Origin of the sequence: Micromonospora sp. Mcm103, assembly GCF_024519755.1 — a bacterium.
Taxonomy (GTDB): domain Bacteria; phylum Actinomycetota; class Actinomycetes; order Mycobacteriales; family Micromonosporaceae; genus Micromonospora; species Micromonospora aurantiaca.
The window spans coordinates 19,933-28,889 of record NZ_JALJRJ010000037.1 but is presented as its reverse complement, the minus strand read 5'-3'; the positions used below and the strand labels follow the sequence as shown (position 1 = coordinate 28,889).

The following is an 8,957-nucleotide window of genomic DNA, read 5'->3' as shown; positions in this document are numbered from 1 at the left end:
GGTGCTGCCCGTTGTACGGCACCACCGTGAAGTCCTTCAACGACACCCACCCCGAACGCGGCTGCGCCAACGCACCCGTGGACGACCACCGGTACGACGACGGCAGGCTGCACGTGCCACCCGGAGGCGGCGTCGTCGGAGGCGGCGTGGTGGGGTTACCGCCGCCACCGTCCACCCGGACGAGCTGCCACTGCTGGTTGGCGCCGTTCCAGTCGTCGTACTGGACGATGTTTCCGCCGTCGGCGGTCGAGGCGCCCTGCACCTCCACCACCTTGTTGCTGTTGCGGTTGATCAGGCGGACGTAGCCGCTGTCGGAGTCGGCCAGCCGGAACTGCTGGTTGGTCCCGTTGGTGTCGGACCACTGCACGATGCTTCCGCCGTTGGCGGTCGACCAGTTGTAGACGTCGAGCACCTTGCCGGACAGCCGTGACTTCAGCCGGTAGTAGCCGCCGCCGGAGTCGACGAACTGCCACTGCTGCTGGTTGCCGTTGTTGCGCGTCCACTGGGTGATCCGCGCGCCGTCGTTGGTGGCCAGGTTGTAGACGTCGAGCGCCTTGCCGCTGTTGCGGTTGACCAGGACGTACCAGGCGTTCGTGTCGACGCTCGCGGCGGCGGCGGGCGCGGACACGGCAGCCACCGCGGCGGCGCCGACGAGTACCGCGGTCGCGCCGGACGCGACGACTCGCGGCAGCCATCCGCGCCGTCGCGGCGGCGACACCGTCGATGGGGACCTACCGAATGCAAACATGTTCCTCCCTCTGATCACATGTTGTGAGCGCTAACAATTCGTCGTAGCGCACTGATCCCACACCCGGCCTGCCACGCGGCCATCCGCGCCCGCCCGGTGGGCCATCGATGCCGCCGTCCCGTGCCATCGACTGTGAGCGATAACACGTCGTTCGTCAAGTCGTAACAGTCGATGGACCGGCGAGCGCGCCGTCGGGGGGACCATGTCAGCTTCTCGACCCAGCACTACCGCTGCCCGCACCGCGGCCCGACAGTGCACACGGCTGGAGGGGGTGGGGGAAGTGGGGCAGCCGACGAACGAATCCGTCATGATCCGGGACTGGTTCAGCGTGCCGCGGGTGTCCGCCGAGGACCGGGCCGCGGTCTACGGCGCACGTACCCAGGACCCACGGGTGGAGTTCGTCGCGCTGACCGTCAAGTACTGGATGGACGCGCACGCCACACGCTCGACGACCCGCGAGCGCGTGCTGGCCGCGATGACCGGCCGTATCACCCCGGAGAACGTGTGGGACCTAGTCTCGATGCTCGCGCGACTGCGACTGGCCGAGGCGTTCTTCGACCTGGCCGCCTCCGACGTCGACTCCGACGGCACGTTCCGTCGCTACCTGCTCGGCCTCGACCCCGCGCTGCTCGACGCGATGCGGCACTACGCGGCCTGGAACGGGATCAACCCGAAGCTGTTCCTGGACGGGTTCGCCGTCGGCGTCGGGGAATCAGTCGCGACGGTGGTGGTCGACCTCGGCAAGCTCGTGCAGTTGATCGGCCGCCTCCAGCAGGAGCAGTTCACCACGCTCATCGTGCTCACAGTCGACCCCCGCGCCGGTGTCCAGCGCCTCGCCGACCAGGCCACTGTCGTACGCCAGGCGCTGGCCGGAATCGTCGCCGCGCTGGACCCGACGACGGTTCCGGAACGGCTGCTGGCCCTGTGGCGCGGCTGGGCGGCCGAGTTCGCCCGGCACCTGGACGACCTCGACCCGTTCGCCGCCGGCCGCCTGCTCGGCCGCGTCGCCGGCGACCTCTACCAGGTGCTCACCGGTCTGGTGCATCTCGCCCGGCTGCTCGGCGGCGTCGCGGTCCGCGCCGCCGTCCGGTACGTGCCGCTGCTGCTCGCGGGTGCCCGGGAGGCGCGCCTGCTGACCGCCCGGACGGCCGCGCTGCTGGTGGCGATCGGCCGGGCGGCGATCCTCGCCGCACCCCAGGTGGGCCTCGCGATGCTGCGGACGCTCTTCCCCCCGAAGGTGCTCGACGCGCTGTTCCGGCAGGGCCGGGTACTGCTCGCCGACGCCGAACTCACACTGACCCTGTTCAACCAGGCGGCGCACGCCGAGGCGTTCGCCGGCGCCGGGGCGGGCACCCGGCTCGGCGCGCTGGTGAGCCTCGACGGCCGGCCCGTGCTGATGGCGAGCATGTCGGAGACCGTGTCGTCGGCCGGCCGGGCGGCGACACGGGCCGAGCTGAACGAGGCGCTGGACGAGATCATCAAACGGGTCGAGGACCTGCGCGAGTTGAAGCCGCCGAAGACACCCCGGGACATCCGGGCCGCCGTCGTGCGCGCGGCCATCGCCCGGCAACTGGAGCAGCGACTGACCACCGCGTTCAACAGGGCGCTCCAGACCGTCGCGTACGAGGAGTTCCGCGCGTTGCGCAAGGCCGGGCAGGCGCAACCGTGGCGGCTCGGCCAGCAGGTGCACCGGCGGATGGCGGCCGAGGTCGCGCAGCTCGTCGGCCGGTCACCGGGCCTGGAGGCGTTCGCGGAGAAGTCGCTGGCCACGGTGGTCGAGGCGGTCCGCGCGGCCCACCCGGAGCTGGCGCCCGCGCTGCGCGGCTCCGAGGCGGTGCTGCGCCAGACGGTCGCCCAGATGCTGCTCGGCCACCCGGACCGGGACCTGCTGCTGCGCCTCGTCGGGTTCACCGGAAACCCGGCCGCGACCGGCGCGGAGAAGGCGCTCGCCACCCACCTCGCCGAACGGTTCCGGTGGAAGGCGTCCACCACTGTCGGTGACCTCCGCTCCGACCTGCTGCTCGTCGACCCCGAGGCGGCCCGCGTCACGAACGTCGACTGGACGTCCTCGACGAAGCTGGAGCGCTTCGAGAAGACCTGGGGGACCGTTGCCGACGACCTCGGGGAGACGTTCGACGGCCGCTGGGAGGCCATCGCGGAGGCGTACCAGCGAGCCGCCAAGGGCGGGGTGCCGGCCGAGGTCGTCGCCGGCCTCGACGAGCTGACCGCGCACGCCGTACGCGAGACGGTCGTCCGACAGGCCGCCCTCAGCCAGTTGTTCCCCGGGTTCTTCGTCACCTCGCACGAGATGGCGTACCGGGGCCTGCAAACCCTGTTCACACTGCCGCTGTAGAGGAGCACCGATGGGCAGAGTCGTCGTCGCCGACGCCGATCCGGCGACGCTTGGTTTCAGCACCGCGCATTCCGACCGGTACGTCTACTCCAACTACTTCGTACCGGTCCGGCTCACCTTCGGCGGTGGCGAGACGCCCATCCTGCCGTTCTACGTCAAGCAGGCGCTGATCGAGGCGATCCGCTACGGCGGGCTCGACGGCGACCGGCTGCCGCACCTGCTCAAGGAACTCGGCCTCTACGACCTGTGGAAGGCCAACCACATGGACGCCGCCACCGAGGCGCTGCCCGGCGTCGACTCGGGCATGTCGTACCGGGAGCCGCCGGCGCGGCGCCAGACGCTGCTCGGCGACCAGCAGGCGGAGTTCCTCGCCGGCCTGCTCCAGTCCGACGTGGGCATCGCGTTCCTCGACCGCACCCGGATCCGGCCGGTGGGCTTCGCGCTCGGCGAGCACGTCTACGCGCTGGCGCTCGCCCCCGGTGAGGAGGCGGTGCTGGAGCAGCGCACCTACACCAAGCGCGAGCTGACCCTGGAGGAGCAGAACGAGTCGGAACAGCAGACCGACGTCGAGCTGACCAGCGCGCTCACCACCGAACTCCAGGAGGGCTTCGAGCGGCAGAAGTCGCTCACCGACACCTGGGGGCTCAACGCGAGCCACACCGGCCAGTACACCAGCCCGACCGGCATCTGGGGCACCTTCAACGCCAGCCACACGATCGGCTTCGCCAGCAGCGTCACCGCGGCGAGCCAGGAGACGAGCCGCCGTGCCGTGAAGGACAGCCGGACCGCCACCTCGAAGGTCGCGGCGCGCTACCGCACCCAGCACAAGACCGACTTCAAGCTGGTCACCGAGACCGGCGCGGAGTCGTCCTCGAAGCGCACCGTCCGCAACCCGAACCGGGCCACGCCGATCACCCTGCACTACTTCAAGGTGCTGCAACGGCTGGAGCTGGCCCACGAGCGGTACGGCGCACGGGTCTGCTGGGCCCCCACGATCAAGGATCCGGCGTTCGCCTTCGCCCAGAAGATCATCGGCGGACGGCAGCGGATCCGCGACAACGCGGTCGCCGCGCTGCCCCCGATGCCGGTGAAGCCGGAGCGCCCGCCACGTGGCGCACCCGCCGCGGTGGAGACGCGCGTCGTGTACTCCCCCGTGGTCACGCTCGACAAGTGGGGATTCACCGGCGACATGAGCGCCGACTACGACGTCGACGTCGCGTTCGACGCCGGCTGGGAGTGGGACGGCGACGTCGACACGATCCGGCAGAACCTCACGCTGATCACCCGCCGTCCGCCGGACGCGATCGCCGCCCGGGTGGTGGGCGTGCCGGTGGTCACCGAGGCGGACGGGCGGCCGGTGCTGCGCGTACGCGTGCACGTCGGCGCCCGGAGCTGGCTGGCGGGTCCGGGTGCCGACGTGCAGCTCGCCGCCGGGTTCCGGCGTACCCCGACGGTGGTGGACCAGACCGCCGACGACGCGGCGTACAACGCGCTCGTCGCCGGTTACCTGACCGATCTCCAGGAGTGGCAGGACCGGCGCGACGAGGCGCTGGCCGCGGCGGAGGCGGCCGGGGACGAGTTCGAGGCGCGGCTGCGGGCCGGCTTCTCGCCGGTGAACGAGATGGTCTCGCAGATCGTGGAGACGCACTTCCCGGCCAGCGTGCGGGACGAGGCGTGGGAGATCGACTTCTGGCACCGGGTCTTCGACTGGGAGCGGGCGTCGTTCGTGGCGTACCCCGGCTGGTGGTCCGGCGGCGACGCCCGCGCCCCGGAGCGCGACCCCGGCGACTTCGTCAACGCCAGCTGGGCGAAGCTCTACCTGCCGGTACGGGCCGGGATGGAGCTGACCGCGCTGCGGTGGATCTTCGGCAAGGTGGTGGCGACGCGCCTGGCACCGGAGGTGGAGCGGGAGCTGGAGGCGTTCGTGGACGAGCTGACGACCTACCGGACCGGCCACCTCGGCAGCGGCGACGAGATGCCCGAGCTGACCACCGAGTGCCAGGACGTGCCCGAGCGGGTGTACTGCCTGGCGAAGTGGACCGAGCTGATGCCCACCGACGGCACCCACCTGGAGGTGGTGCAGGGCGTCACGACCGCGGCCGACGCGGTGACCGCGAAGGAGATCAGCGACGCGGAGGCGCTGCGGGCGGCGCTGCTCGACGGCGAGGTGCAGACCAACCGGCTCCGGACCAAGGCGTACGACCAGATGACCGAGCCGGCCGACGTCGACATCCGCCTCGGCACGCCGTCCGGGAGCGGCCCGGCCGTCTGAACCGCTCGTCCACCCCGGCCCCTCGGCTGACCAGGGGATCGGGGTGGACGATTTCTGCAAAAGTCTGGACTTTTGATTCGTAGCCTAGATGGGTAAAAAGACGCATAATTGATCCCTTACGGTCGCTCCCCCGGGCGACGACGACGCCGGCCGGCGAACCGTCCAGAGATTCACCTTCGCGCCAATGAGTCCATTGTGCTGGATCCCCCGGAGCTAATAGTGTGCCGTCGCTGCTGTGCTCGACGGGCGCATACACGAACCTAAGGAAAAGTCATGACTACCGTCCCCATGCGCCAGGAAGAGCCCCCGGTGTCGCTGGGCAGGGTCCGCGCGGAGCCCCTCGACCGGCTCTCCGCAGCGGACATATCCCCGATAGTGCGCCGGGTGATGGCGGCTCACCTCGATAAGACCCGGGTCCCCGCGGCGAAGTTCGGCTCGTTCATCTGATCTGCGATGTCCCCGGGGCCGGCCCGCGCGGCGCTCACCGAGTTCGTCCTGAAGGTGCACGCCAGGTGTGACCTGGCGTGCGACCACTGCTACGTCTACGAACACGCCGACCAGAGCTGGCGCCGCCGCCCGGTGCGGATGACGCCGGACGTGCTCCGGGCCGCGGCCGGACGGATCGCCGAGCATGCCGCCGCCCACCGGCTGCCGGACGTCACTGTCGTCCTGCACGGCGGTGAGCCGCTGCTCCTCGGCCCCGAACGACTGGGTCAGGTGCTCGCCGACCTGCGGCGGGTCATCGGCCCGGTCACCCGGCTGCGGATCGGCATGCAGACCAACGGCGTGCTGCTCTCCGAACGGTTCTGCGACCTGCTCGCCGACCACGACGTCGCGGTGGGCGTATCGCTCGACGGCGACCGGGCCGCCAACGACCGGCACCGGCGCTTCCGGTCCGGCGCCGGCAGCTACGACCAGGTGCTGCGCGCGCTCGCCCTGCTGCGCCGCCCGGCGTACCGGGGGATCTACGCCGGCCTGCTGTGCACGGTGGACGTGCGCAACGACCCGATAGCGGTGTACGAGTCGTTGCTCGCCCAGGAGCCACCGCGAATCGACTTCCTGCTCCCGCACGCCACCTGGGACGACCCCCCGTGGCGGCCGGACGCCGGCGGCACCGCGTACGCGGGCTGGTTGCGCGCGGTCTACGACCGCTGGCGGGCGGACGGCCGGCCGGTCGCCGTCCGCCTCTTCGACTCGCTGCTGTCCACCGCCGTGGGCGGACCCAGCGGCACCGAGTGGCTCGGTCTCGATCCGGTCGACCTGGCGGTGATCGAGACGGACGGCGAGTGGGAGCAGGCGGACTCGCTCAAGACCGCGTACGACGGCGCGCCGGCCACCGGTATGACCGTCTTCTCGCACGCGGCCGACGACGTCGCGGCCAGCCCGCTCCTGGCCCGCCGCCGCTCCGGCCGGGCCGGTCTCAGCGACGAGTGCCGGCGGTGTCCGGTGGTCGACCAGTGCGGCGGCGGACTGTTCGCCCACCGGTACGGCGCCGGGCACTTCGACCATCCGAGTGTCTACTGCGCTGATCTGAAAGAGCTGATCGTGCACGTGAACGAGAACCGACCGGCACCCGTCCGGCTCGACGCCGGCCTGCCCGACGACTTCCTCGACCGCCTCGCGGCGCCGACCGGCGACCGGGTCGCCATCGGCCGGCTCGTGGAGGCACAGATCGCCATCGTCCGTGCGCTGCTCGCCGAGGTGGCCGACCGGCTGCCGGCCGGCGGGGCCGGAGCCGACGGCTGGGAGGCGCTGACCGCGCTCGACCGTAGTGCGCCGGATTCCGTGGCCCGGATAGCGGCCCATCCGTACGTGCGGGCGTGGGCTGTCGACTGCCTCGCCGGCACCGGCACCGGCGCCCGGCAGGGGCCCGACTACCTGAGCGCGCTCGCGGCCGCCGCCGCGATCGACGCCGGCACCGCGGTACGCCTCGACGTGCCGGTGCGATCCGGCCGCCTGCACCTGCCGACGGTGGGCACCGTGCTGCTGCCCGAGGTGGGCGACGGCACCGCACGGGTCGAGACCGGCCCGGGCTCGCTGCGGGTGACCGCCGGGGACGTGAGCGTGGCGATCCGCCCCGGGACGTCCGGGGACGCGCCCCGGTGGTGGCCGACCCGCGTACTCGCCGCGGCGGACGTGAGCGTCCTGCTGGAGGACGGCGACCCGCACCGCGACTGCCACCGGCTGCCCGCCGGTGACCGGCTCGACGACGCGGGCGCCGCGCGCTGGGCCGAGACGTTCGCGGCGGCGTGGCAGGTGATCCGGGACGAGGTGCCCGGCCACGCCGAGGAACTGCGTACCGGGCTGCGGGCCGTGGTCCCGTTGCGGCGCAGCGGCGCGGGTGTCAGCGAGGCGTCGACCGCGCGGCAGGCGTTCGGCGGCGTCGCGGCCACGGAGACCGACGCGGGCTCGCTCGCGGTGCTGCTCGTGCACGAGTTCCAGCACAGCAAGATGAACGCGCTGCTGGACGTCTGCGACCTGGTCGACGGCACCCGCCCGATCGACATCACAGTGGGCTGGCGGCCCGACCCGCGGCCCGCCGAGGCCGTCCTGCACGGCATCTACGCGCACGTGGCGGTGGCCGACATCTGGCGGATCCGGGCCGACCGTCAGGTCGACGGCGCGCAGGCGGTCTACCGCCGGTACCGCGACTGGACGGCCGAGGCGATCGGCGCGCTGCAACGGGCGGACGCGCTCACCCCGGCCGGTTCGCGGCTGGTCCGGCAGGTCGCCCGCTCGATGTCCGGGTGGCCGTCGTGACCACCGCCGTTCCGCCCGCGTACCGGGTCGACACGCTCACCGCCGACCTGCGCGCGCTCGGGCTCGGCCCCGGCGACGTGGTGCTCGTGCACTGCTCCCTGCGCGCGCTCGGACCGGTCGACGGCGGGCCGGCCACGCTGGCCGACGCCCTGCGGGCCGCCGTCGGCCCGTCCGGCACCGTCGTGGTCCCGGCGCAGACCCCTGACAACTCGGTGAGCAGCCCCGCGTACCAGGCCGCGACCGCCGGGCTCACCGACGAGGAACGTCTGGCGTACGAGGAACGGATGCCCGGCTTCGACCCGGCCGTGACGCCGTCGTTCGGGGTCGGCGCGTTCGCCGAGCACGTACGCCGGCTGCCCGGCGCGGTCCGCAGCCGGCACCCGCAGACGTCGTTCAGCGCGTGGGGGCCGCGGGCGGCGGAGCTGATGCGCGTCCACGACCTCGACTCCCATCTCGGGGAGCGGTCCCCGCTCGCCGCCCTGGAGGCGGCCGGCGCCCGGACGCTGCTGCTCGGTGTCGGTTATGCGACATGCACCGCGCTGCACCTCGCCGAGTACCGGTTGCGCCGTCCGGCGCCGCGTCGTCCGTACCGCTGTTACGTGCTGCGCGACGGCCGCCGGGAACGGCTCGACTTCGAGGCTCCGCACCTGGATGCGGCCCCTTTCCCGGCGATCGGCGCGGAACTCGACCGGGCGGCGTTCACCCGGCACGGGACGGTCGGTGACGCACCGGCCCGGCTGCTGCCGATATCCGACGCGGTCGGCGCCGCCGTCGCCTGGATGGACGCCCACATCGGACGGTGAGGGCCTGGTAACCCGAGCGCA

At 72.4% G+C, this 8,957-nt stretch carries 5 protein-coding genes; 4 read left to right on the top strand and 1 reads right to left on the bottom strand.

Annotated elements, in window-relative coordinates:
- Positions 1-748 (bottom strand): non-reducing end alpha-L-arabinofuranosidase family hydrolase (locus OC439_RS29355; RefSeq protein ID WP_262016257.1); only part of this gene is annotated, 748 nt, incomplete at its 3' end.
- Positions 749-1,055: 307 nt separating this feature from the next.
- Here OC439_RS29355 and OC439_RS29350 point away from each other — a divergent pair.
- The 4 genes from OC439_RS29350 to OC439_RS29335 all read left to right on the top strand — a co-directional run bounded on the left by OC439_RS29350 (position 1,056) and on the right by OC439_RS29335 (position 8,936).
- Positions 1,056-3,101 carry a hypothetical protein gene (locus tag OC439_RS29350; RefSeq protein WP_262016256.1) on the top strand — a complete coding sequence of 682 codons (2,046 nt, stop codon included), beginning with the start codon at positions 1,056-1,058 and terminating at the stop codon, positions 3,099-3,101.
- A 10-nt stretch (positions 3,102-3,111) separates the two neighbouring features.
- Positions 3,112-5,373: a hypothetical protein gene (locus OC439_RS29345; protein ID WP_262016255.1), complete on the top strand. Its 2,262-nt coding sequence runs from the start codon at positions 3,112-3,114 to the stop codon at positions 5,371-5,373.
- Between the two features lie 453 nt (positions 5,374-5,826).
- A complete protein-coding gene (locus OC439_RS29340; RefSeq protein ID WP_262016254.1) occupies positions 5,827-8,133 on the top strand; it encodes an FxsB family cyclophane-forming radical SAM/SPASM peptide maturase in 2,307 nt (768 codons plus the stop codon).
- A complete protein-coding gene (locus OC439_RS29335; RefSeq protein ID WP_262016253.1) occupies positions 8,130-8,936 on the top strand; it encodes an aminoglycoside N(3)-acetyltransferase in 807 nt (268 codons plus the stop codon). The genes OC439_RS29340 and OC439_RS29335 overlap by 4 nt, the downstream gene beginning before the upstream one ends.
- Positions 8,937-8,957: the final 21 nt, after the last annotated feature.